This is a genomic window from Nocardioides carbamazepini (genome assembly GCF_024614185.1).
In the GTDB taxonomy this organism is placed as follows: domain Bacteria; phylum Actinomycetota; class Actinomycetes; order Propionibacteriales; family Nocardioidaceae; genus Nocardioides; species Nocardioides carbamazepini.
The window spans coordinates 364460-386871 of record NZ_JAHTLF010000018.1 but is presented as its reverse complement, the minus strand read 5'-3'; the positions used below and the strand labels follow the sequence as shown (position 1 = coordinate 386871).

Annotated in this window: 23 protein-coding genes; 17 read left to right on the top strand and 6 right to left on the bottom strand. The window is 70.2% G+C overall.

Annotation, left to right across the window (positions count from 1 at the left end; translation table 11 throughout):
- Positions 1-20: 20 nt before the first annotated feature.
- The 3 genes from KVF89_RS20565 to KVF89_RS20555 all read right to left on the bottom strand — a co-directional run bounded on the left by KVF89_RS20565 (position 21) and on the right by KVF89_RS20555 (position 2164).
- Positions 21-572: a hypothetical protein gene (locus KVF89_RS20565; protein ID WP_257428198.1), complete on the bottom strand. Its 552-nt coding sequence runs from the start codon at positions 570-572 to the stop codon at positions 21-23.
- Between the two features lie 85 nt (positions 573-657).
- Entirely contained in the window at positions 658-1527 is an 870-nt protein-coding gene (locus tag KVF89_RS20560) for an LLM class flavin-dependent oxidoreductase (RefSeq protein ID WP_257428196.1), read from the bottom strand.
- 43 nt (positions 1528-1570) lie between these two features.
- On the bottom strand, positions 1571-2164 hold the full coding sequence (locus KVF89_RS20555; RefSeq protein WP_257428194.1) for a TetR/AcrR family transcriptional regulator: 594 nt from the start codon (positions 2162-2164) through the stop codon (positions 1571-1573).
- 73 nt (positions 2165-2237) lie between these two features.
- Here KVF89_RS20555 and KVF89_RS20550 point away from each other — a divergent pair, with 73 nt between their 5' ends.
- Together KVF89_RS20550 and KVF89_RS20545 are read left to right on the top strand one after the other, a co-directional pair.
- Positions 2238-3407: an acyl-CoA dehydrogenase family protein gene (locus tag KVF89_RS20550; protein WP_257428192.1), complete on the top strand. Its 1170-nt coding sequence runs from the start codon at positions 2238-2240 to the stop codon at positions 3405-3407.
- Positions 3408-3538: 131 nt separating this feature from the next.
- Complete coding sequence (locus KVF89_RS20545) at positions 3539-4258, top strand: GntR family transcriptional regulator (protein WP_257428190.1); 720 nt, start codon at positions 3539-3541, stop codon at positions 4256-4258.
- A 6-nt stretch (positions 4259-4264) separates the two neighbouring features.
- Here the strand turns inward: KVF89_RS20545 and KVF89_RS20540 are convergent, their stop codons facing one another.
- The 3 genes from KVF89_RS20540 to KVF89_RS20530 all read right to left on the bottom strand — a co-directional run bounded on the left by KVF89_RS20540 (position 4265) and on the right by KVF89_RS20530 (position 6250).
- Positions 4265-5512 carry an amidohydrolase family protein gene (locus KVF89_RS20540; protein WP_257428189.1) on the bottom strand — a complete coding sequence of 416 codons (1248 nt, stop codon included), beginning with the start codon at positions 5510-5512 and terminating at the stop codon, positions 4265-4267.
- A complete protein-coding gene (locus KVF89_RS20535; protein WP_257428188.1) occupies positions 5509-5976 on the bottom strand; it encodes an OsmC family protein in 468 nt (155 codons plus the stop codon). The genes KVF89_RS20540 and KVF89_RS20535 overlap by 4 nt, the downstream gene beginning before the upstream one ends.
- A gap of 127 nt (positions 5977-6103) precedes the next feature.
- The gene (locus KVF89_RS20530) at positions 6104-6250 is read right to left on the bottom strand and encodes a hypothetical protein (RefSeq protein ID WP_257428186.1); all 147 of its coding nucleotides are present in this window, start codon (positions 6248-6250) and stop codon (positions 6104-6106) included.
- Between the two features lie 104 nt (positions 6251-6354).
- Here KVF89_RS20530 and KVF89_RS20525 point away from each other — a divergent pair, with 104 nt between their 5' ends.
- The 15 genes from KVF89_RS20525 to KVF89_RS20455 all read left to right on the top strand — a co-directional run bounded on the left by KVF89_RS20525 (position 6355) and on the right by KVF89_RS20455 (position 22394).
- Complete coding sequence (locus tag KVF89_RS20525) at positions 6355-7527, top strand: CaiB/BaiF CoA transferase family protein (protein ID WP_273475626.1); 1173 nt, start codon at positions 6355-6357, stop codon at positions 7525-7527.
- A 429-nt stretch (positions 7528-7956) separates the two neighbouring features.
- On the top strand, positions 7957-9216 hold the full coding sequence (locus tag KVF89_RS20520; protein ID WP_257428185.1) for an ABC transporter substrate-binding protein: 1260 nt from the start codon (positions 7957-7959) through the stop codon (positions 9214-9216).
- A gap of 33 nt (positions 9217-9249) precedes the next feature.
- Positions 9250-11265, top strand: a complete 2016-nt coding sequence (locus KVF89_RS20515; protein WP_257428184.1) for an ABC transporter permease — start codon at positions 9250-9252, stop codon at positions 11263-11265.
- Positions 11258-12025 (top strand): ABC transporter ATP-binding protein, encoded by a 768-nt coding sequence (locus tag KVF89_RS20510; RefSeq protein ID WP_257428182.1) that lies wholly within the window; start codon positions 11258-11260, stop codon positions 12023-12025. The genes KVF89_RS20515 and KVF89_RS20510 overlap by 8 nt, the downstream gene beginning before the upstream one ends.
- Entirely contained in the window at positions 12022-12738 is a 717-nt protein-coding gene (locus tag KVF89_RS20505; protein WP_257428181.1) for an ABC transporter ATP-binding protein, read from the top strand. Before KVF89_RS20510 ends, KVF89_RS20505 begins: the two co-directional genes overlap by 4 nt.
- Entirely contained in the window at positions 12738-13511 is a 774-nt protein-coding gene (locus tag KVF89_RS20500) for an SDR family NAD(P)-dependent oxidoreductase (RefSeq protein WP_257428180.1), read from the top strand. The genes KVF89_RS20505 and KVF89_RS20500 overlap by 1 nt, the downstream gene beginning before the upstream one ends.
- Before the next feature lie 52 nt (positions 13512-13563).
- Positions 13564-15081: a class I adenylate-forming enzyme family protein gene (locus tag KVF89_RS20495; protein ID WP_257428179.1), complete on the top strand. Its 1518-nt coding sequence runs from the start codon at positions 13564-13566 to the stop codon at positions 15079-15081.
- Between the two features lie 392 nt (positions 15082-15473).
- On the top strand, positions 15474-16661 hold the full coding sequence (locus KVF89_RS20490; RefSeq protein ID WP_257428178.1) for a lipid-transfer protein: 1188 nt from the start codon (positions 15474-15476) through the stop codon (positions 16659-16661).
- Positions 16661-17116: a MaoC family dehydratase N-terminal domain-containing protein gene (locus tag KVF89_RS20485; protein WP_257428176.1), complete on the top strand. Its 456-nt coding sequence runs from the start codon at positions 16661-16663 to the stop codon at positions 17114-17116. The genes KVF89_RS20490 and KVF89_RS20485 overlap by 1 nt, the downstream gene beginning before the upstream one ends.
- Positions 17117-17120: 4 nt before the next feature.
- Positions 17121-17540: a MaoC/PaaZ C-terminal domain-containing protein gene (locus KVF89_RS20480; RefSeq protein WP_257428174.1), complete on the top strand. Its 420-nt coding sequence runs from the start codon at positions 17121-17123 to the stop codon at positions 17538-17540.
- Between the two features lie 35 nt (positions 17541-17575).
- A complete protein-coding gene (locus KVF89_RS20475; RefSeq protein ID WP_257428172.1) occupies positions 17576-18403 on the top strand; it encodes an SDR family NAD(P)-dependent oxidoreductase in 828 nt (275 codons plus the stop codon).
- A gap of 16 nt (positions 18404-18419) precedes the next feature.
- Positions 18420-19238: an enoyl-CoA hydratase gene (locus KVF89_RS20470; RefSeq protein WP_257428170.1), complete on the top strand. Its 819-nt coding sequence runs from the start codon at positions 18420-18422 to the stop codon at positions 19236-19238.
- 47 nt (positions 19239-19285) lie between these two features.
- Entirely contained in the window at positions 19286-20452 is a 1167-nt protein-coding gene (locus tag KVF89_RS20465) for an acyl-CoA dehydrogenase family protein (protein ID WP_257428168.1), read from the top strand.
- Between the two features lie 11 nt (positions 20453-20463).
- Positions 20464-21348 carry an alpha/beta fold hydrolase gene (locus KVF89_RS20460; RefSeq protein ID WP_257428166.1) on the top strand — a complete coding sequence of 295 codons (885 nt, stop codon included), beginning with the start codon at positions 20464-20466 and terminating at the stop codon, positions 21346-21348.
- On the top strand, positions 21345-22394 hold the full coding sequence (locus tag KVF89_RS20455) for a phosphotransferase family protein (protein WP_257428164.1): 1050 nt from the start codon (positions 21345-21347) through the stop codon (positions 22392-22394). Before KVF89_RS20460 ends, KVF89_RS20455 begins: the two co-directional genes overlap by 4 nt.
- Positions 22395-22412 lie beyond the last annotated feature (18 nt).

The window sequence follows — 22412 nt, the reverse complement described above, 5'->3', positions numbered from 1 at the left end:
GGTGTCGGGCTTCGCGCCTTCTACAGGTCGATCACGTCGACGATCGGCTCGACAGTGGCGCGGTGCTCGCCGCCGCGGGCCCAGGCCCATCCGACGGCGTCGGCGACCCACAGCAGCGGCTCCTCGTAGCGACGCTGGTGGTGATAGGCGAACGGTGGCGTTCGGTGCCCGACCTGTTGAGCGCCGGAGATGATCCACGAATGGTCGCGGTCGACGACCGAGTCGATGGTGTCGAGCACGACCCGCGCAAGCCTCAGTCGGCACGCGTCCTGAGCCAGCTGCTGGACGCATCGTCGGCGAGCCTCCATGGACGCTGTCTCCCGATCGACGCGATAGATGAGAACCTGCGGATCCATCGCGACGATGGTGCGGAGAATCCTCGGCGCCCGATTCCGCTCGTTCTTCATGTGAAGACTGCGCTGGCCCGGGAGCAGGAGGCCCCGCATCGCTGCGCGTGTGGCGGTGACGTCGCCACCGGCGATGACGGCGCACATCACCAGGTAGTCGCGGGCCGTCGACTCGTCGACGTACATGTGGCCGCCTGCGGTCGGACGGCGTGCGGCAGCGGCCATGGCGACGGAGCCTAGGTGTCGGGTCCGACGCTCGGCGCGTCCCGTGATCCGCGGCGACGCACGTCATCTTCGCCGGCGGCGGTCGTCAGCCGATCCGGTCGAGCAGGCCCGCGACGAGGTCGACCTGCCGCGCGTCGTCGCTGGTGGGGATCAGCTGGACCTCGTCGGTGCCGATCGCCGCGAACCGGTCCAGCACGACGCGCAGCTCCTCGAGCGTGCCCGCGAAGCCGGCGGTCGGGGCGAGGGCGTCGACCAGGTCGGCGGGCAGCCAGTTCATGTAGTGCCGCAGGTGCCGGTGGATCTGCCGGCGCGGATCCGGTGAGGTCTCGGCGAGCGCGAACCAGAAGGACGTCGTCAGCCGGGGGGCCGGGCGCCCGGCCTCCGCCCACGCGGCGCGGGCGACGTCGAAGAGCGCCGCGGTGCCCTCGACGTCCACGTCCAGGGTCATCCCGGCGACGCCGTCGGCCCACCGCGCCGCGTGCCGGGTCGTGCGGTGGCCGAGGGTGCCGACGAGCAGCTCGGGGCCGCCGGGCCGCACCGGTCGCGGGCCGACCGGTCGGGTGGCGCCGGTGAGGTTCTCGCCGTTCCAGACCCGGCGCAGGGTCGCGGCGCGCTCGGCCATCCCGGCCATGGTCCGGCTGCTCCAGTCGGCCGACACCGCCGCGTAGTCCTCCTCGCGGCCGCCGACCCCGAGGCCGACACTGAGCCGCCCACCGCTGAGCCGGTCGCCGGTCGCGAGCGCCTTGGCGAGGTGCACCGGGTCGTGCAGCTGCGGTACGACGACCGTCGTAGCGATCCGCACGCGGCGGGTCCACGCGGCGACCGCGCCGAGCAGGGTCAGCGCGTCGGGGTTGTCGAAGGCGACCCGCTCGCCGAAGCACAGCGAGCTGAACGGACCGGCATCGATCCGCTCGGCCCAGTCGCGCAGCACCTCCGGCGCGATGTCTGGCTCCATGACGGGCAGGGTCATACCGACGTCCAGTGCGTGGTCCACAGGGTCAGCCTCGCGTCCGCAGCCCGGTCGTCACCAGGTCGACCAGAGCCTGGTACGCCTGGGCGTCGTCGAGCCCCGTCGCGGCGCCGATCCGGCCGTCGCCGATCGCGTCCATCACCTCGGCCACCGCGGCGCCCACGAAGGTCGCGTTCACCCGGCGCAGCGTGCCCGCCTCGACGCCCTCGGTGACGAGGGCCTGGACGCGCTGCGCGGCATGGACGGTGTTGGCGCGGTAGACCTCCGCGCCGGGCGGGAAGCCGGCCAGGTCGGCGTAGAAGCGCGGGGAGGCGGGGGCGAGCTCGTCGGCGACCGCGGTGAGGTACGTCGCCAGGCGGTCCGCCGGGTCCGCGACCGCGGCGACGCGCTGCTCGATCCGCTCGGCCGCGCGCTTGAAGAAGTGCCGCACGGTGGCGGTGATGACCTGCTCCTTGCTCGGCGCGACGAGATAGAGGGTGCTCCGGGAGCAGGACAGGCGCTGGGCCAGCTCGCCGATCCCGAAGCCGGCGAAGCCCTCGGCGAGGAACAGGTCGACGAGGTCGTCGAGCAGGACGTCCCGGCGCTGGCGGGAGCGCGCGGGGAGGGTCCGGGGCTGCTGCACGCTCGCAGGCTAGCAACGAGAGGAGTACCGTGGTCCGTACCAGCATCGCGTTTTCAGTACTCATGGAGGAACCATGCCCGCACGTCGCCTGATGGCGTCCGAGGAGACCGCCGACCTGCTCCGCCTGGCCCGCCAGCTCGCCACCGACGAGCTGCTGCCGCGCGCCGCGGAGGCCGAGGCGACGGGGACCTTCCCCCGCGAGGTGTTCCGGCTGCTCGGCCGGTCCGGCTTCCTCGGCCTGCCCTACCCGGAGGAGGTCGGGGGCGCCGGGCTGCCCTATGAGGTCTATCTGCAGGTGCTCGAGGAGATCGGCGCCGTCTGGTCGAGCGTCGGCGTCGGTGTCTCGGTGCACGCCCTGAGCTGCTTCGGCCTGGCGACCTTCGGCACCGACGAGCAGCGCGCGCGGTGGCTCCCCGAGATGCTGGGCGGCGAGCTGCTCGGCGCCTACTGCCTCTCCGAGGCGCACGCCGGGTCCGACCCGGCGGCGATGCGCACCCGCGCCCGCCGCGACGGCGACGAGTACGTCATCGACGGCGCCAAGGCGTGGGTGACCCACGGGGGGCAGGCCGACTTCTACAAGGTCATGGCGCGCACCGGCGACGGTCGCGGCGACATCTCCTGCTTCCTCGTCCGCGCCGGGACCCCCGGCCTGTCGGCCGACGCGCCCGAGGACAAGATGGGGCTGATGGGCTCGACCACCGCGACGATGCGGTTCGAGGGTGTGCGGGTGCCTGTCGAGCAGCGCCTCGGCGACGAGGGCCAGGGCCTGCGGATCGCGCTGGCCGGGCTGGACGCCGGCCGGCTCGGCATCGCGGCCGTCGCGACCGGCCTGGCCCAGGGCGCTCTCGATCGCGCCGTGGCCTACGCCCAGCAGCGTGAGGCGTTCGGGCAGCGGATCATCGACCACCAGGGCCTGGCGTTCGTCCTCGCCGACATGGAGGCCGCCGTGCAGTCCGCACGCGCCACGCTGCTGCACGCCGCCCGACTCAAGGACCTCGGCCTGCCGTTCTCCCGTGAGGCCTCGATCGCCAAGCTGGTCGCGACCGACACGGCGATGAAGGTGACGACCGATGCCGTCCAGGTCCTCGGCGGGGCGGGCTACACCAAGGACTTCCCGGTCGAGCGCTACATGCGGGAGGCCAAGGTGATGCAGATCTTCGAGGGCACCAACCAGATCCAGCGGATGGTCATCGGCCGCTCGCTCGACCGGGAGTCCGGCGCCGGCGCCATCGTCTCCGTCTGAGGTGCTGCGGCCCGCCTGGGCGCCCGAGCTGCGTCGTACCCGGCATCCGGGTCGGGTCCGCGCCTGTCCGGCGACCCGGATGCCGGGTACGACGTCCCTGGCCGACCCCGGCACGTCCTAGGGTGGGCGCCGTGAGCGACGCGGAGCTGCCCGAGCCGGTCGAGCGCCGGCTGCAGCGGCTGTGGGCCGAGGCGGCCGAGCGCGGCGGACCGATGCCCAGCGAGCTCGCGCTGGCGTCTTCGCTGGAGATCAGCCGGCCCGCCGTACGCGAGGCGCTGGTGCGGCTCGAGGAGCGTGGGTTCATCCATCGCCGCAAGGGCGCGGACACCGCGGTCAACAGCTCGTTGCTCGGCATCCCGGCGCGCTTCGAGCAACGCCTCGAGAGCGCGGAGCTGATCGCCGCGATGGGCCGGACGCCGTCGGTACGCCTCGTGACGGCCGAGATCGGCGAGGTCACCCTCGACGAGGCGCGCGAGCACGACGTCTCACCGCGCCGGTCCGTGCTGCGCACGACCAAGGTCTGGTCGGCCGACGACGAGCCGGTTCTCGTGGCCCGCGACGTCGTCCCGGTGCTGGCGCGGACCGACCTGGCCGACCTCGATCCGGCCGCGCCGATGCCGGAGCTCGCCCGCGCGCTGGTGGGGGAGCAGGTGGGCTGGGAGCTGGTGTGGCCGGGCGCCGACGGACTCTCCGAGGAGGAGGCCGGCCTGACCGGCCGCGCGGTGGGCGAGCCGGCGATGACGCTCGACGCGACGGGGATCAGCAGGTCCGGCACCGTCTGCTACTGGACCCGCGAGGTGCACCTGCGGGGTGCGTTCCGCTACGCGCTGGTGCGCCGCGCGGACTGGTAGCGCCGACTACCGCACCAGCTGCGTCGTCGTCTCCGACTCGGCGACGACCCGACCGGCCCGGACCACCCAGCGCGGGCGGGCGTGCTCGGTGAGCACGTCGCGCAGCCGCTCGTCCGGGTGGACGCACAGGTTGGCGGGATTGCCCTCGCCGATCGCGTGGTCCGGTACGCCGAGCACGTCGGCCGCCCGCGTCGTGATCATCTCGAGCAGCAGCCGCTGGTCGGCGCCGGTCAGGAAGCGCAGGGTGTGCGCGGCCAGGAACGCCACCTCCAGCATGCTGTGCCGCCCGAACGGGTAGTAGGCGTCCTCGATGTCGTCCTGGCCGAGTGCCACCGGGATGCCGTCCTCGAGGAACTCCCGCACCGGCAGGTGCAGCGGCCCGGTGTGAGGGTCGGACACGAAGCCCAGCCCGGCCGCGTGCGCGAGGTCCATCAGCCGTTGCAGGGTGGGCTGCGGGTAGGTCGCCAGGGCCCGTGCGTGGCAGGCGACGCCGCGTCCGCGCAGCCCGTGCTCGATCATCGCCTCGGCCAGCATCTGCGTGGTGCGCAGGCCCGGGTCGCCGGCGTCGTCGACCAGCATCGCGACGCGGCGGCCGTGCGCCGAGGCGAGCCGGCAGGCCCACTCGACGTGGGCCCGGGCGTCGGTGTCGGTCATCTCGATCCAGGGGATGCCGCCGACGACGTCGGCGCCCATCCGCAGCGCCTCCTCGCACAGCTCTGCCGCGCCGGGGTCGCGGAGCAGGCCGTCCTGGGGGAACGCCACGACCTGGAGGTCGAGCAGGTCGCGGTACTCCTCGCGCACGGCCAGCACCGCCTCCATCCCGACCAGGCGGGCCGTCGTGTCGACGTCGACGAACGCCTGGATGTGCAGGACGCCGTGGGCGACCGCGGCGTCGAGCGCGCGCCGGATGTTGGGCTCGAGCCAGGCGCGGTCGTACTGCCGCTTCACCTGGCTCGCCTCACGCACGATCGAGCGCAGTGCGGCGCCCATGTTCCCGGAGGTGTACGCCGCCAGCGCGCCGTCGCCCGCGCGGTCCAGGGTGTGCACCTTCTCGAGGTGCATGTGCCCGTTGACGAAGGACGCGGTCACCAGCCCGCCGGCGGCGTCGATGGTCCGCGTCGCGGTGGCGCCGGCCGGTGGCTCGGCCGCGACGTGTGCGTAGTGGCCGTCGCGGATGCCCAGCGCGACCGGGGACCCGTCGGCCAGGCGGGCGTTCGTGACGAGCAGGTCGAAGGCGTTCGCGGGGCCGGTCATGCCGCCACCTCGAAGGAGATGGTCTCCTGCAGGGTCAGCGCGCGGCGCAGCGTGTTGCCGACCGGGCAGGTCTCGATGCCCTGCCGCAGCGCCTCCTGCTGCTCGGTGGTGAGGTCTCCGTGGACCGTGACCGCGGCGATGATCCGGGAGATCCGCAGCTCCCGCTCGCCGGGGTCGAGCGGGCCGGACGTGGGTCGGTTGATCCGCAGCGAGAGCCGGATCTCGGCCCGCTCGTAGTCGAAGCCCTGCTGGCGCGCGACCCCGCGCAGCGTGCCGGCCATGCAGCCGCCGAGCGCCGACAGGACGAGACCGAACGGGTTGGGCGCCGTACCGCCGCCCTCGAACTCGCGCGGCTCGTCGATGACGACGGTGTGCTCGCCGCCGACGACGGCGAGCGAGGCGAAGCCGGCCAGGCTGTGCACGACGACGTCGCGGTTGGCCGACGCGTGGGTGGTGGTGGTCATGGTTCCCTCCTTGGGCCCGATGATCTGTCTGACAGGAGGTTCACAACCTGTCTGACAGGTGTCAAGGGTGCGGAAGGGTCGGACGACCCGCTCGTCAGATGTCGCCGAGCCGGACCGGCGGCTCGGGTCAGGAGTTGCCGTCGACCGGTACGACGCCGGCGCGGTGCCGCCGGGCGAGCTCGGCGTAGTAGGGAGCGTTGGTCTCGATCCAGAGCTGGGCGCCGGTGCCCTCGATCGGCTTCTTCGCCTCGGCGGGTGCGCCGGCCGCCAGCACGCCCTCCGGGATCGCGGTGCCGGGCGTGCTGGCATCGCGGGTGCACGACGGAGTGGAGGAACGCGGTCGCGGCGGTCGCGCATCGCCGACACTCCAGAAAGTTAATGACTTGTAAGACTTCGCAAGGTCGTTCAAGGCGTACGCTGTGCGCGAAACGACGATTCTGGATGCTTGTTGTGAATGGTGGATCATCGGATGGGAGAGAGATGAAAATCGGACCACTGGCTGGGCTTCGGGTTGTGGAGCTGGCCGGCATCGGGCCCGGCCCTCATGCCTGCATGCTCCTGGCCGACCTCGGTGCCGACGTGCTGCGCATCGAGCGGGCAGGTGTCGAGCCCCACCTCGTCGATCACACGTTGCGCAACCGACGGATCGTCGGGCTCGACCTCAAGGATCCTCGCGATGTCGAGCGCGTCCTTGGTCTGGTCGAGACGGCCGACGTGCTCGTCGAAGGCTTCAGGCCAGGCGTCACCGAGCGACTGGGGATCGGTCCGGACGACTGTCTGACGCGCAACCCGCGCTTGGTGTACGGGCGGATGACCGGCTGGGGACAGCACGGGCGCTATGCCTCCATGGCAGGCCATGACATCAACTACGTCTCCATCACCGGCATTCTGGAGAACGTCGGCCGCCCCGATCAGCGGCCGGTGCCCCCTCTGAATCTCGTCGGCGACTTCGGTGGCGGGTCGATGTTCCTGGTGATGGGTGTGTTGGCCGCTCTCCTCGAGCGGGAGAGGTCCGGCGCGGGCCAGGTTGTCGACGCCGCCATGTGTGACGGCGCGAGCGTGCTCGCCCAGATGATGTGGGCGTTCCGCGGCATGGGCCAGTGGTCGGACGGTCGCGGAGCCAACCTGATCGACGGGTCCCGGCCCTACTACGACACCTACGAGTGCGCCGACGGCCGGAGCATGGCGGTGGGCTGCATCGAGCCCCAGTTCTTCGCCGAGGCGGTGCGGCTGCTCGGGCTCGAGGATGCCGGCCTGCCGGATCAGGACGACATGGCCAGGGCGGACGAGCTTCGCGCCGCGTTCGCCGCGGTGTTCCGGACCCGGACCATGGCCGAGTGGACAGAGGTCTTCGACGGCACCGACGCCTGTGTGACCCCGGTACTGACCTACGCGGAGGCTCTCGCGCACCCGCATCTGTGTGACCGCGGAACGCTCACGGAGGTCGACGGCGTGGAGCAGCCGCGGCCGGCGCCGCGGTTCTCGCGTACGCCGACCGCGGATCCTGCTCCACCTCGACGGGGGAGCGGTCTCGACTGGTTGTCGGGCTGACTGAGCCTCGGGCGGCCGGAGTGCCGCCGGTCTTGTCGAGGATGCCGAGGCCTGCCACGCCCGCGACAGCGGGATGGCGGCGACGAAAGACGCTGCGGGCCCGGTCAGGTCGTAGTGCCGGCGGGTCCCGTCCTCCACCTCAATGATCCTGCGGAGCATGGCCGAGATGACCGCCAGTCCCCACAAGGCCTGATCCACTCTTGACTTTAAGACGCGGATAACGGTGCACGCATTCAACTCAATCTCGAACTGTGCTTACTCACCGTTGACTTAACGGGTGAACTTCTCTACTCTTCGGCGTGTGAGGCACGTCATACGCCTCATGGCTTCGCGTACGGCTCGGGGGCGAAGGCGCCATGTCAGGCCAGCTGCGGACGGCAGGCCGGAGACCATCCGCGTGCGGTGCCGCACAGGTGATCAGGAGAGACAATGAAGCGAGTGAAGACAGCGGCCGTTGGCGTCGTGGTGGTCCTGGGCGTCACCGCCCTGGCTGCCTGCAGCCCTGCCGAGGACGACAAGGCCACCGTGAAGGGGTCGAACGTGGCGACGGGTGACCCGATCACCGTTGGCGCGATGACGCCGAGTGAGGGTGCCGGGGCCTTCGTCGAGAACGAGTACGGTCTGCTCGCCGGTGTCTGGTACGTCAACAACGAGCTCGGCGGCATCAACGGACACAAGCTCGAGGTGGACCTCTGCAAGGGCAACGGCAGCCCGGAGACCGCCGTCGCGTGCGCCAACGGCTTCGTCGGCGAGAAGTACCCGGTCGTGATCGACGGCTACGACTTCTCCTTCGGCGGGGCTCGTCCCATCCTCGTCGAGGCCGGTATCCCGTTCGTCGGAGCGATCGCGGGCGACCCGACCAACGAGAAGGCCGAGTATGGCCAGGGCTTCTACTGGACCGGCCCCCTCGCCACGACGGCCGCCGGCATGGCGAACGTCTGGGAGCAGAACGAGGTCGAGAGCGTGCACCTCGCTCTGTCCGACACTCCGCAGACGCATGCCTACATCGACAGCACGTTCAAGCCGATGGCCGAGGCGCTGGGGGTCGAGGCGGATGTGCAGTACGTCGACCCGACCAAGGCCAACTGGGACGCCGTGGCGGCCGCGGAGCTGAAGACCGAGCCTGACCAGGCCGGGTCCATCTCGCTCCCCGAGGACGGCTGCACCGGCCTGTTCGACGCCCTGCGCAAGCAGGGCTGGACCGACCAGATCTTCGTCGGCTCCTGCACGAAGTACGTCGAGGAGCTCGATCCGAAGGCGTCGGCCAACACCGTCACGATTCCCCGGACCTGGCTCCACCAGGCCAAGGAGCACGCACCGGCGGAGGTTGTCGAGCAGCTGGAGGACTTCCAGACCGCGATGGAGGCCGTAGGCCACGGCGACTCCCTGGAGGCGCGAGCGATCTACGCCTTCAACTCGGTGGTCACCCTGGCTCAGATCCTCAACGACCAGAAGGTCGAGGACCTCACGTCCGCGAGCGTCGTCGCCGCCATCGAGGCGACGAAGGACTTCCCGTCCTTCCTCGGCCCGAAGGTCACCTGTGACGGTCAGCAGTGGCCCGCCACGCCGACCGCGTGCAGCAACGAGTCGATCTACTTCGAGGTGCAGGAGGACGGCAGCTACAAGCCCGGCATCGACTCCGGCTACGCCCCGATCCCCGACGTCGTCGTCGAGGCTCTGACGAGCTGACCTTTCCGCCGGCGCTCCCAGGAGGAGGAACCCATGAGTACCTACCTGCAGTTCGCGGTGTTCGGTCTGAGCCTCGGCGTCCTCTATGCCGCGCTGGCCAATGGCCTGATCATGGTCTATCGGGCGACCGGCATCATCAACTTCGCCATGGGTGCGATGGCGATGTGGGGTGGCTACGTCTACGCCTTCCTCCGCAAGGAGTCGGTCCTCTACCTCCCCGTCGGACAGGTCTACTTCCCCGACGATCCGGGGTTCTGGCTGTCGCTGATCCTCGCGCTGGCCTCGTCGGTGCTCGTCTCGGCGCTGGTCTACTTCCTGGCCTTCCGCCCGGTGCGCCAGGCGCCGGTGCTGGCCCAGGTCGTGGTCTCCATCGCGGTCATGCTCACCCTGCAGGCCCTCGCGCTCATCCGGTTCGGCGGGGACACGGTCCGCGTCGACCGCTTCCTCGCCGCGGACGCGGACGCGTGGAAGATCGGCGGCGTAACGATCGAGCCCCAGACCGTGTGGTTCACGGTCATCGTCGTGGTCCTGTCGGCGCTGCTGTGGGCCTATCTGCGCTTCACCCGCCAGGGCATGGCCACGCGCGCTGCGGCCAGCAACGAGCGGGCCGCCATCTTGATGGGCTACTCGCCGAGCCGGCTGGCCGCGATCGCGATGATCCTCGCGGGCCTGATCGCCACCGTCGCCGTCCTGCTGACGGCGCCCACCACCGGGCTCAACCCGGTCAGCTACACCCTGTACGTCGTCCCGGCGCTCGCGGTCATGCTGGTCGCGAAGATGTCGTCGATCGGCGTCGCCACCGGCTTCGGCATCGCGCTGGGCGCCTTCCAGTCGATCCTCGCCTACCTCGTCACCCAGTCCTGGTGGCCCGAGTGGGCCGCGTCCGGCGTGGACCAGGTCGTGCCCTTGATGATCGTGATGATCGCGCTGCTCGCCTTCGGCAACAAGCTGCCGGCCCGCGGCTCCCTGCAGACCATGCGCCTCCCCGACGTGGACATCCCCCGGATCCGACCGGTCAGCGCGACCGTCGTGTTCGTCGTGGCCGCCGCGCTCCTCGCCCTCAGCCAGGACGAGTGGCGCTTCGGACTGACCACCTCGCTGATCATGACGGTGCTGGCGCTCTCCTACGTGATCGTCACGGGCTACCTCGGCCAGATCTCCCTGGTGCAGGTCGCCTTCGCGGGTACCTCGGGCTTCGTCCTCTCCAAGTTCGGGCAGGACGTCGGCATCCCGTTCCCGATCGTCGTCGTGGTCTGCGCGCTCACCGCTGTCGTCGTCGGGCTCGTCGTCGCCCTGCCGGCGCTGAGGATCCGCGGAGCCCAGTTGGCGATCGTCACCCTCACTGCTGCTCTGGCGATCGAGCGGTTCGTCTTCAACAACTACTCACTGACCCCGGCCGAGGGCAACAACATCGGCGCGCCGCAGCTCTTCGGCCTCGACTTCGGCATCCGCCAGGGCCCGGACGTCAGCCGCCTCGCCTTCTCCTGGATGGTGCTCGTGGTCGTCGCCGTCATGGTGCTGGTGTTCGTCCGGGTGGCGTCCGGCGACCTCGGTCGCGCCTTCCTCGCCGTCCGCGCCAACGAGCGGGCCGCCGCGTCCGCCGGCATCGACGTGCGGATGACCAAGATGACCGGCTTCGCCCTGTCGGCCTTCTTCGCCGGGGTCGCCGGCTGCTTGATCGGCTACTCCCACGGGCAGCTGTCGGCAAGTTCCTTCACCGTGTTCGTCGGCCTGCAGATCCTCGCGGTCGCCTACCTGGGGGGCATCACCTCCTGGGGTGGCGCGGTGGTCGCCGGCATGCTGGCGCCGCTGGGCCTGGTCCACACCGTCATCGACCACTTCTGGACCACCGGCAACACCTACGCCCTGGTCGCGGGTCTGCTGCTCATCCTCACCGCGATCCTCAACCCGTCGGGGATCGCGGGCGCCACCAAGCACCAGATCGCCTTCGTCCGTGCCCATCGGGGCCGACGGCAGCCAGGGGCCGTCGCGGAGACGGCAGCCGAGATCGACGCGAACGCGAACAGGGAGCGTACGACCAGTGTCTGAGAGCCAAGCGGGGCTGCACGCCCACGGCATCACGGTCCGGTACGGCGGCGTCACGGCCGTCGAGCACGTCAGCATCAGCGTCCTCCCCGGCCAGATCGTGGGACTGATCGGGCCGAACGGTGCGGGCAAGACGAGCTTCGTCGACGCCATCACCGGATTCGCCCAGGCAGAGGGGTCGGTCGTGCTCGACGGCCGGGACCTGACCGGCCTCAAGCCGCACCAGCGCCGCTCGGCCGGGCTCGCTCGCACCTGGCAGGCCGGTGAACTGTTCTCGACGATGACGATCGAGGAGAACGTGCTGACCTCCGCCGCCCCGCCCGGTGCGGCCACGCTGTTCCGCGACATCTTCCTGCGCCGGCCCGACCGTCGCGCGACGGTCGACGGTCATCTCGACGTGGTCGGCCTGTCCGGCCGGGCCGAGGTCTCCGCCGGGTCTCTCACGCTGGGCCAGCAGAAGCTGGTCGGCGTCGCACGGGCGCTGGCCGGAGGTGCCTCGATCCTCCTGCTCGACGAGCCCGCCGCCGGCCTGGATTCGAATGAGAGCCTCGAGTTCGCCGACCGCATGCGACGCATCACCGACCATGGCGCGGGGATCTTGATCATCGACCACGACGTGGATCTGATGATCAAGGCATGCGACCTCATCTACGTGCTCGAGTTCGGGAAGCTGATCTTCCAGGGCACACCGAGCGAGATGCGATCCGACCAGCGGGTGATCGCCGCCTATCTGGGCTCCCCGATCGAAGGAGGCGCGGCATGAGCGAGGTGCTGCTGCAGGCGACGGGCGTGACGGCCGGCTACGGTCTGGTACCCGCGATCCAGGGCATCGACCTGACCCTGCGGGCCGGCGAGGTGGTCACCCTGTTGGGGCCCAACGGCGCCGGCAAGACGACCACCCTGCTCGCCCTGACCGGTCTGCTCCCGATCAGTTCGGGATCGGTGCAGGCGCTGGGCATCCCCGTGAAGGCGGGGCGCGCGACCAAGCTGTCCAGGGCGGGGACGATCCTGGTGCCCGACGACCGCGGAGTCTTTCCCGACCTCACCGTGAGCGAGCACTTCCGGCTCGTGGACAGCCGCCGGCGCCGCGAGCGCATGGCCCGGGTGCTGGATGCCTTCCCCGCGCTGGCGAAGCTGACCGGCCGCAGGGCCGGTCTGCTGTCCGGCGGGGAGCAGCAGATGCTGGCGATCGCGAAGTCGCTGCTCGCCGGGCCGAGGATCCTGATGGTCGACGAGATGAGCCTCGGCCTGGCGCCGATCATCGTCCAGGAGATGCTCCCGGGCATCGCCGCCCTGGCGCGGGAGGAGGGCTTCGCCGTCCTGCTCGTCGAGCAGCACGTCGCCATCGCGCTGTCCGTGTCCGACCGCGCCCTGGTGCTGAGCCAGGGCCGGCCGGTCCTGGAGGACTCCGCTGCGGCCCTGCTGGCGGACCCCTCGCGGGTGGAGACGGCCTACTTCGGCGCCGTGAGCGCGTGATGGACCTGACGTCCTCCTCCGTCCTCGTGGTCGGTGGTGCCACGGGCCTGGGGCGTGCCGTTGCTGAGGAGCTCGCGCCCCGGTGTGCGCATCTGGTGGTGGCCGACCTGAACGCGGACCGAGCCGCCGAGGTGGAGTCCGTGGCCGGTCACGTCACCTTCGTGACGACCGACGTCACCGACGACGAGTCGGTGCGGCGGGCGGTCGCCGTCGCCCGGGAGACAGCGCCGCTGCGTTGCGCCGTCGCGACCGCCGGCATCGTGTCCACGACCCGGATCCTCGGCCGGCGAGGCGTCATGGACACCCGGGACTTCCGGAAGGTCGTCGACGTCAATCTCGTGGGCTCGGCGTCGGTGATCTCCCATGCGGCTGCGGCCATGGTCGCCAACAATCTGGTGGAGGAGGAGCGCGGACTGATCGTGCTGACCTCGTCCATCGCCGGCTTCGACGGTGGACAACTCGCCTACTCGGCCAGCAAGGCAGGAGTGGCGGCGATGGTGCAGTCGGCCGCGTTCGAGCTGGCCGAGCATGCCGTGCGCGTGGTGGGAATCGCTCCGGGGATCTTCGACACCGGCATGTTCGACGGCACCGCGCCGGCGGTGCAGGCACTCGAGAACTCCATCCCCCACCCCCGGCGTCGCGGTCGGCCCGTCGAGTTCGCACGGATGGTAGCGACGATCCTCGACACGCCGATGCTCAACGGCGAGGTCATCCGCCTCGACGGCGCGATGCGCCTTCCACGCATTGTGCCCCGGTCTCGGCCAACCGGCTGAGTGCAGCGCCTACCACCACCGATACCCAGACCAGAACCGACAGGAGCGCATCTTGTACCTGACCCAGTCCCTCCACCGCCGCGCGCAGGGCATGCCCGACGCGCCCTTCACCGTGTCGGGCGACCGTGTCGTGAGCAACCGCGACGCCGTCGACCGGATCAGCCGGATCGCGGGTGGCCTGAAGGAGCATGGCGTCGCCGGTGACGCGAACGTCGCCGTGCTCGACCTGAACACCGACTTCTTCTTCCTCACCTCAGCCGCGATCGCCTGGACGGACGCGGTGATTGTCCCCGTCAACTACCGCTGGTCGGTGAAGGAGATCGCCTACTCCCTCATCGACTCGGCTGTCGAGGTCATGTTCGTGGGCGACCACCACCTGCCGCTGGTCGACGACATCATGACGGCCGTGCCAGCGCTCAACAAGGTCATCCACGCCGGAGTGGCAGAGACCCCCGACGGCCTGATCCCCCTCGCAGACCTGCTGGCCTCGGCGCCCGTCGAAGATGCCCACCGCGATGGGACCCAGACTCTCGGCATCTTCTACACCGGCGGCACCACGGGCCTGCCGAAGGGCGTGGTCCTGAGCCACCGCAGTGTGCTGACGTCCGCCACCGCGGCGATAGCCCAGGCGGGCTGCCCGCGTGGCGGAACCGCGCTCATCGCGGCCCCGGCCTTCCACATGGCTGGCTTCTGCTCCTGGGTGCTCAGCCTGATCCAGGACCAGGGCGCCGTGCCCCAAGCCGAGTTCGTGCCACGCGAGGTGCTGGCCTCCGTCGAGAAGTACGGCGTGACGCAGACGACCTGGGTGCCGACCATGATCCAGATGCTGGTCGACCACCCCGAGGTGGGCGACTTCGACCTGTCCAGCATGGAGATGATCGTCTACGGCGCCTCGCCGATCAGCACCGCTCTCCTCGACCGGGCGAAGGCGGTCTTCCCGAACTGCCGGTTCACCCAGAACTACGGCATGACCGAGCTGTCGCCCACGGCGACCGTACTTCGTGACGAGGACCACGCGCATCCCGAGCACCGCAAGTCGGCCGGGCGCCCCCTGCTGGCCGTCCTGCTGAAGATCGTGGATGCCGACGACAACGAGGTTCCGCGCGGGATAGTCGGCGAGATCGTCGTCAAGGGCGACACCGTGATGACGGAGTACCTCAACAAGCCGGAGGAGACCGCGAGGGCATTGGCCGGTGGCTGGATGCACACCGGTGACAGCGGTTTCCTGGACGAGGACGGCTATGTCCACGTGGTCGACCGGATCAAGGACATGATCATCAGCGGGGGGGAGAACGTCTACTCCATCGAGGTCGAGAAGGTCGTCGCCAAGTACCCCGGTGTCGTCCAGTGCGCGGTGATCGGGCTACCCGACGACAAGTGGGGCGAGCGCGTGCACGCCGTCGTCCAGTTGGCCGACGGCGCCTCGGTCACCCTCGAGGAGCTACGCGAGTTCTGCAAGGCCGAGATCGCCGGCTACAAGGCGCCGGGGAGCGTGGAGGTCGTCGACGCCTGGCCGCTGTCGGCGGCCGGCAAGATCCTCAAGCGTGAGCTGCGGGCGCAGCGCCGGTAGCGACGCCGCATCCGAGTCCGGCGCCCGGCCCTCGACGAGGAGCAGGCCGACCTGGTCGCCTGGAGCCCGCAGTCGCTGCTGGCCGATCTCGGCGCGACCGCCAGCCAGCGCCCGCCGACGCAGCGCTCCCGTCGAAGCCGAGGACCACGCCTGCGTGTGTCCAGCACGCCGGACTCCCTCTCCCGAGGGTCGCCGCGAACCTTGATGTCAATCGAATGTAAGAGTAGTCGAAGTCAATGCCGCTGGTGCGGATTCGCCACCTCGTGGGCGCCGGCCATGGACATGGGACGACGAACGCTCGTTTCCCGGATGCTCTCGAGCTCGGGTGTTGACTGAAAGTAAATGATAAGTAAGATGCAGTGAGTCAACTATCACGGTCGAAGGAGCAGGACATGACGCGAGTAGTGGTGGCGGGAGTCGGAATGATCCCGTTCGCGAAGCCGGGGCGCAGCGACAGCTACGAGGTCATGGGCGCGACTGCCGCGCGGCGTGCCCTGGAGGACGCCGGCTTGGACTACAGCCTGGTCCAGCAGGCCTATGTCGGATACGTCTACGGCGACTCGACCGCGGGCCAGGCAGCGATGTACGGCGTGGGGATGACCGGCATCCCGATCGTCAACGTCAACAACAACTGCTCGACCGGTTCCTCGGCCCTCTATCTTGCTCGCCAGGCCGTCGAGTCGGGCATGGTCGACTGTGCGATCGCCGTTGGCTTCGAGCAGATGATGCCGGGTGCGCTTCCGACCATCTACCCCGACCGGCCCAGCCCGATGCAGCGCCAGCAGGAACTCATGGAGAGCCTGCAGGGCGCCGATCCTGTCGCGCCCAACGCCGCGCAACTCTTCGGCGGTGGCGGTCAGGCATACGTCGACGAGTACGGCATCGACCCGGCGACCTTCGCGCACATCTCGGTCAAGGCGCGCAAGCATGCGGCGAACAACCCCTACGCCGTGTTCCGCGACCCGATCACCCTCGACGAGGTTCTCAACTCGCCCCGGCTCTGGGGTCCGCTCACCCGGCTCCAGGCCTGCCCCCCGACCTGTGGGGCCGCGGCCGCGGTCGTCTGCTCGCCCGAGTTCGCGGCGAAGCACGGCCTCGACCGTACGGTCGTGATCAAGGCCCAGGCGATGGCTACCGACCTCCCGTCGACGTTCGACGACAAGGACATGCGCAAGGTCATCGGCTACGACATGGCCGTGGCCGCGGCGCAGCAGGTCTACGAGCAGGCCGGCATCGGGCCCGAGGACATCCCGGTCGTCGAGCTCCACGACTGCTTCAGCACGAACGAGTTCCTCACCTACGAGGCGCTCGGTCTCACTCCCGAGGGCACGGCCGAGAAGTTCGTCCTCGACGGGCAGAACACCTACGGCGGCACGATCGTCACCAACCCCTCGGGTGGCCTGCTCTCGAAGGGACACCCGCTCGGCGCCACGGGCCTGGCCCAGTGCACCGAGCTGGTCTGGCAGCTGCGCGGCCAGGCCGAGGCCCGTCAGGTCGAGGGTGCCAAGGTCGCGCTGCAGCACAACCTCGGCCTCGGCGGTGCTTGTGTCGTCACGCTCTACGAGAAGGTGGACGGCTGATGCCACTCGACCGCTCCGTGATCGGCCGGGCCACCCGGGGCGAGTCCCTGTTGATCTCGCGCAGCCGGTTGCGGTTCTTTGCGAAGGCGACCGGTCAGAAGGACCCTGTCTACACCGATCTCGACGCTGCCCGCGCGGCCGGACACCGGGATCTGCCGGTGCCGCCGAGCTTCTTCACCGCCATCGAGCTGGAGAGTCCCGATCCGTTCGCCTGGCTCGACGAGCTGGGCGTCGACCTGCGCTCGATCCTGCACGGGGAGCAGGAGTTCACCTACCACCGGATGGCATATGCCGGCGACGAGCTCCGCACGCGTTCGAAGATCACCGACCTGTACGACAAGAAGGGCGGCGCGCTCCAGTTCATCGTGCGCCGCACCGAGATCACCAACCAGGCCGCCGAACCGGTCGCCGACGCCGTCAGCGTCACTGTCGTGCGCCAGCTCAGCCTTACGTGAGGAGATGACCGAGATGACAACCGCCTCGTGGCAGCCGGGCGATGTCGTGAGCTCGCTCGCGCTCGAGCCGATCAGCCGGACCACCCTGTCCTACTTCTCCGGAGCATCCGGCGACCACAACCCCATCCACCTCGACACCGACGTCGCGGCCTCGGCCGGGCTCGATGACGTCTTCGCCCAGGGCATGCTGTCGATGGCCTATCTCGCGCGTGCCGTCACCGACGTCGTGCCCCAGGAGCGGGTACGACGGCTCGGCGTCCGGTTCACCGCGATCACCCCCGTCCACGGTCAACCGACCTGCAGGGCGACGGTGGAGTCCGTCGAGACCGTCGACGGCGAGCGGCTGGCGACCCTGGCCCTCGACGTACGGCTGGCCGACGGCACCACCACTCTCGCGGGCACGGCCCTCGTCCGGGTCGACTGACCCGCCCCGAACAGATCTCGAAAGGAAGAGCAACCATGGGAAAGCTTGACGGAAGGACCGCGCTGGTCACCGGCGGCGGTCGAGGCATCGGCCGGTCGATCGCGCTGAAGCTTGCCGGCGAGGGCGCGAAGGTCGTCGTCAACGACCTGGACCACGAGCCCGCTGAGGCGGTCGTCAAGGAGATCGAGGCCGCCGGCGGCGAGGCGCTTGCCCACCCGGGCAGCGTCACCGAGACCGAGTTCGGCGACCAGTTCGTGGCGGCTGCGGTCGACGCCTTCGGCGGCGTGGACATCGTCATCAACAACGCCGGCTACACCTGGGACTCGGTCATCCAGAAGATGGGCGACGACCAGTGGGACGCGATCCTCGACGTCCACCTGAAGGCGCCTTTCCGGATCCTCCGGGCGGCGCAGCCGGTCATCAGTAGGGCGGCGAAGGCCGAGGCGGCCGAGGGACGCTCGGTCAACCGCAAGGTCGTCAACATCTCCTCGCTCTCGGGCGTCTTCGGCAACGCCGGCCAGGTCAACTACTCCTCGGCCAAGCTGGGTGTGGTGGGCATGACCAAGGCGCTGGCCAAGGAGTGGGGTCGCTACAAGGTCAACGTGAACTGCGTGGCCTTCGGGCTCATCGAGACCCGCCTCACCGAGGTGGCGGCCGACGGCGATGCGTCGATCGATATCGAGGGTCGCAAGATCCGGGTCGGGATGAACCCGCAGTTGCTCGAGATGATGAACAACGCGATCCCGCTCGGCCGGCCCGGCACCCCGGAGGAGGCCGCCGGCTCGGTCGTCATGCTGACCTACCCCGAGGCCGACTACGTCAGCGGACAGCTTCTGCTGACCGCCGGCGGCTTCGAAGGCTGACATGACACTCGTACGCGTGGAACGCCCGGCCGACGGCGTCGCCCGTCTCGTGCTGGCCCGGCCGGAGAAGAGGAACGCCCAGAGTCCCGAGCTGCTCTACGAGCTCGACGGCCGGCTGCTCGAGGCGACCAACGACGCATCCGTGCGGGTGATCGTGCTGGCCGCGGACGGTCCGGACTTCTCGTCGGGACACGACCTGCATGCAGGCTTCTACGTCCCGTGCGACCCGGTGGCCACCATGGGTGGTCACCTCGACGCCGGCGGCGTGGAGGGCCACTACGCGTTCGAGTGCGAGTCCTACCTGGGCCTCTCGCGACGGTGGCGAGACCTCCCCAAGCCCACCATCGCGCAGGTCCAGGGACGGACGATCGCGGGCGGCCTGATGCTCGTGTGGCCGATGGACATCGTGGTGGCCGCCGAGGACGCCACCTTCGCCGACCCGGTGACGGCGTTCGGCGTCAACGGAGTCGAGTACTTCACCCACCTCTGGGAGGTGGGGCACCGCAAGGCCAAGGAGATGCTGTTCACCGGGGACAGCATCTCGGCGCCGGACGCGCAGCGGCTCGGCATGGTCAATCAGGTCGTGCCCGCCGCGGACCTGGAGGCCGCGACCCTGGACCTGGCGGTCCGGATCGCCCAGCGACCGGCGTTCGGCCTGCGCCTGGCCAAGGAGAGCGTCAACCGGTCCCTCGACGCCCAGGGCCAGTCCGTCGCCCTCGACTCCGCGCTGGCCCTGCACAACCTGGGGCACGCGGCGAACCTCGCTCGCCACGGCGAGCTGGCGCCGACGGACGGCGCGGCCGCGATCCGCGCCGCGAGCCGGCGTACCTCCTGATCCCTGGCGCCGTGCACCGGCGCACCTGACGACGAAAGATCGCACCCATGACCAGCTATCCCTCGAACGTCCCCTACCGGTCGGCCTGGAAGGACGACGACGTCCTCGCGATCAGCGAGACCGCCGAGAAGTTCTTCGCCACCCAGCTGATCCCGCGCCGGGAGGAGTTCGAGGCCGCCAAGCGCGTCGACAAGGACGTCTGGCGCAAGGCCGGCGACCTCGGCCTGCTCTGCTGCTCGATCCCCGAGGAGTACGGCGGCGGGGGCGGTACCTTCGCCCACGATCTCGCCGTCCTCGAGGCCCAGGCCCGCCTGGGCGACGTCTCGTTCGGCAACGGCGTCCACAGCGGCATCGTGGCGCACTACATCCTGGCCTACGGCACCGACGAGCAGAAGCACCGCTGGCTGCCCAGGCTCGCCTCCGGCGAGTGGGTCGCCGCCGTCGCGATGACCGAGCCCGGCGCGGGCTCCGACCTGAAGAACGTCCGCACCCGTGCGGTCCGCGACGGCGACGACTACGTCGTCAACGGGTCGAAGACCTTCATCACCAACGGTCAGACCGCGGACCTGATCGTGACCGTCGCGAAGACCGATCCCGCCGCCGGCGCGAAGGGGATCTCGCTCATCGTCGTCGAGGCCGACCAGTGCTCCGGTTTCCACCGGGGGCGGGTGCTGGACAAGGTCGGCCAGCCGATGGCGGACACCTCCGAGCTGAGCTACGAGGACGCCCGGGTGCCCGTCGCCAACCTGCTGGGCGGCGTCGAGGGCCAGGGCTTCGGTCAGCTGATGACCCAGCTCGCGCAGGAGCGGTTGATCATCGGGATCGTGGCCACGGCGATCATGGAGGCCGCGCTCGAGACCACGGTCGACTACGTCAAGTCGCGTGGCGCCTTCGAGCAGACGATCTGGGACTTCCAGAACACCAAGTTCACGCTCGCCGACGTGTCCACCGAAGTGCACATTGCCCGCGTCTTCATCGACTCCTGCATCGAGCGACACCTGCGGGGGGAGCTGGACGGGGCGACGGCCGCGATGGTCAAGTGGTGGATGACCGAGCAGCAGGTCAAGATCGTGGATCGCTGCGTGCAGTTCTTCGGCGGCTACGGCTACATGCGCGAGTACCTCATCGCCCGCCTCTACCAGGACTCCCGGGTCACCAAGATCTACGGCGGCGCGAACGAGGTCATGAAGGACCTCGTCGCCCGCGTGCTCTGAGGTTCGACACGATGGCGACCGCGGCGACGGCGGCTGGAGGTTCGGGATGCGATGCACGTCAGCACGAGGCTCGCTTCCGCCTCGGGCTCGCCCGATCGGTCACGACCTCGTCCCTCGAGGTCGCCGGTGCCGCCGTTGCCGTACGCCGCTGGGACAACCCCGGGCTGCACCCGGTCGTCTTGGTCCACGGGGGTGGTGCCCACGCCCGCTGGTGGGATGCCGTCGCCCCTCACCTGACCTCCGGACCGGTTCTCGCCCTCGACCTCAGCGGTCACGGCGACAGCGACCACCGGCCTGCCTACACGCAGCAACTGTGGGTCGGGGAGGTGCGCGCCGTCGTACGGCAGGTGCAGGGCGTGCCGCTCCTGGTCGGGCACAGCATGGGCGGCCTGGTCGCGGCACTCCTGGCGCGCGCGGGTGACGTCGAGCTGGCCGGAGTGGTGATGATCGACTCGCCGATCAACGACGCCGCGCCGGTGCCGGACGTCGCCCCGGCGCTCGGACGGCCACGCCGGTACGCGGCGACCGCCGCGGAGGTGGAGCAGCGATTCCGTCCGATCCTCGACTCGGGGCGGATGGCGTCCGAGGTCCGCGCCCATGTCGCTCGACACTCGGTCCGGCGCTACGACGGGGGCTATGGCTGGAAGTTCGACCCTGCCTTCCACCACGCCGGCCGGATCCGCGACGTGCTGGACGTGCGTCCGGCCTGCCCGGTGCACTACGTCCGGCCGACCGAGGGCCTGGCCACCGACGAGATGTTCACGCAGGCTCACGACCGGCTCGGCCCGGACGCGCTCGCGGTGATCGAGATGGAAGGCGTCGGACACAACCCCATGCTGGACGCGCCCGTCGAGCTCACCGCGATCCTGCGTGACGTCGTCAGGGAGTGTGGATGACGCCGAACGAGTTGGCGAACTCGCCAATGACCGGGCTCGACCGTGTGGCGGACTGGATGAGCGGACTGGGCCTGGGGGCCGGTCCGCTCCAGGACGCGACCCGGCTGCGGGGCGGCACCCAGAACGTGATGGTCCGCTTCCGGCGCGACGGCCGCGACTACGTGCTCCGCCGCGGACCCGAGCACCTGCGACCGCGCAGCAACGACGTGATCCGCAGGGAGTTCCGCCTGCTGGAGGCGCTCGGCAGGACGACCGTGCCGCATGCCCGGCTCATCGCCGCCTGCTCCGACGAGTCCGTGCTCGGCGGCGCCGTCTTCTACCTGATGGAGCCGGTCGACGGCTTCAACGTGGCCGTCGAGCTGCCCGAGCCGCACCGCACCGATCCGGCAGTGCGGAAGCAGATGGCCTACGGGTTCGTCGACGCGCTCGCCCTGCTCGGCGGCGTCGACCACCAGGCGGTCGGCCTGGGCGACTTCGGCCGGCCCGACGGCTTCCTGGAGCGACAGGTCGGTCGCTGGCTGGCCGAGCTGGCGACGTACGACGAGGTCGCTGAGTACCCCGGGCCCGCGTTCGGGCCGGTGGAGGACGTGGCCCGCTGGCTGGAGCGGCACCGTCCGCGACAGTGGCGCCCGGGCATCCTGCACGGTGACTACCACCTGTCCAACGTCATGTTCTCCCGGACCGCGCCGGAGGTCGCGGCCATCGTCGACTGGGAGATGTGCACGATCGGCGACCCGCTGCTCGACCTGGGCTGGGTGCTGGCGACCCGCCAGCTGTCGGACGTGCCGGAGTTCGGCGGGCTGCTCTTCGCGGCCGGGGGCCTCCCGAGCGGTGACCAGCTGGTCGAGCGCTACGCGCGGCGCAGCGACCGCTCACTGGAGGAGCTCGACTGGTACGTCGTCCTCGCCTGCTTCAAGCTCGGCATCCTCCTCGAGGGCACCTGGGTGCGTGCGCTGGCCGGCCGAGCCCCCTACGAGACCGGCGCGCGCCTGCACGCCTGGACCGGGCGGCTCTTCGAGCACGCCCAGAGCCTGATCGACCCCTGAGCCCCCTGACCAGACCCG